This is a genomic window from Kitasatospora sp. NPDC029367 (assembly GCF_055569135.1).
Map to the genome: position 1 here is coordinate 1 of NZ_JBVHYH010000165.1, position 1,751 is coordinate 1,751.

A 1,751-nucleotide genomic window follows, 5' to 3' on the forward strand; every position below is an offset into this window, starting at 1 on the left:
AGCAGTTCCGCGAGTGCGGTGGGGTTGGAGGTGTCGCAGGCGGTGATGGTGACGGTGGTGGCGCCGAGGGTGGTGAGTTCGTCCCTGAGCTCTGGGGCGCCGGGTGCGGTGGGTCCGCGGCGGCTGGTGAGGAGGAGGTGGCGGGTTCCGTGGGTGGTGACGAGGTGGCGGGCGAGGTGTGTGGCGAGGGTGCCGGTGCCGCCGGTGATGAGGATGGTGCCGTTGGGGTCGATGGTGGGGGTGGTGGGGTTGGGGTTGGGGGTGGTGGGGGTGAGTCGGGGGGTGAGGAAGTCGCCGTTGCGGAGGGCGAGTTGGGGTTGGCCGGTGGTGAGGGCGGCGGTGATGGTGTCGGGGCTGGGGGTGTCGCCGTGGTGGTCGAGGAGGGTGAAGGTGTGGGGGTGTTCGTTTTGTGCGGTGCGGATGAGTCCCCAGGTAGTGGCGGCGGGGAGGTCGGTGATGGGGTCGGTCTGTCCGGTGGAGACGGCGCCGCGGGTGAGGATGACGAGGTGGGCGTTGTCGGGGTGGTCCTGGGCGAGCCATTCCTGTACGCGGGTGAGGGTTTGTTCGGCGAGGTGGTGGGCGGCGGCGATGGGGTCGTGGGGTGTGGTGGTGTCGTCGTGGGGGCGGACGATGAGGATGTCGGGGGTGGGGGGTGTGGTGGTGGCGGTGGTGTCGGTGGTGGCGGGGACCCACTCCAACGCCAACGGCGCTAGGTCGCTCGACACGAGCTTCGCCGGGTCCACCGGCCGCGTGGCCAGAGCGCCGACGGTGAGGACCGGCCTGCCGTTCGCGTCCGTCACGTCCAGGGCGATCGTGGCGTCGTCCACGAGGGCCACCCGGGCTCGGAGCGTTCGGGCGCCCGAGTCGTGGAGGCTGACGCCCGACCAGGAGAACGGCAGCTCCAGGTCTGTGCCGTCACCGTCGTCACCGGTGGTTGCGAGCCGCACGTGGAGCACCGCGTCGAGCAGTGCGGGGTGGACCCCGAAGCCGGCCTCACTGACGTCCTCGGCCAGTTCCACTTCGGCGTACAGGGCGTCCGCGTCCTGCCAGGCGGCCCGAAGTCCCCGAAACGCGGGTCCGTAGGTGTAGCCGCGTTCCGCCAGCTGCCCGTAGAGGTCCGCGATCGGAAGGCGGGTGGCGGTCGGGGGCGGCCAGGCCGCGTGCTGCGGAGTCGGCGGTGCCGGCGGTGCCTCGGGGGAGAGTACGCCGGTGGCGTGCCGGATCCACTCGGCGTCGCCGAGGCGGGAGTGGATCGTGAAGGGCCGATTGCCGTCATCGCCGGGTGAGTTGACCTGGATCTGTAGGTCGACCGTGTCGTGTTCGGGCACGAGCAGCGGGTTGTCCAGGGTGATGTCCTGTGCGTGGGTGCAGCCGACCTCGGACCCTGCCCGCATGGCGATGTCGAGGAACGCGGTGCCGGGGAGCAGGACGGTGTCGAGGACCGCGTGGTCGACCAGCCAGGGTTGGGCGTCGAGGGAGACCCGTCCGGTGAGTACCAGGGCGTCGCTGCCCGGGAGTTCGATGGCGCCGCCGACCAGCGGGTGTCCGGTGCCGTGCCGTCCGAAGTCGCCGGAGTCGGCGACCGGGTGGAGCCAGTAGGTGTGGTGTTGGAAGGGGTAGGTGGGGAGGGGGGTGTGGTGGGTGGGGGTGGTGGGTGTGGGTGGGGTGGTGGGGGTGTTGTGGGTCCAGGTGTGGGCGAGGGCGTGGGTGAGTTGGGTGGTTTCGGGGGTGTTGCGGCGGAGGGTGCCGGT

1 protein-coding gene is annotated in these 1,751 nt (G+C 71.3%); it reads right to left on the minus strand.

Translation table 11 applies throughout. The features are described from left to right. Positions 1-1,751, minus strand: a 1,751-nt coding sequence (locus ACZ4W5_RS37980; RefSeq protein WP_465659823.1) for a polyketide synthase dehydratase domain-containing protein, incomplete at both ends; no start/stop codon positions are given.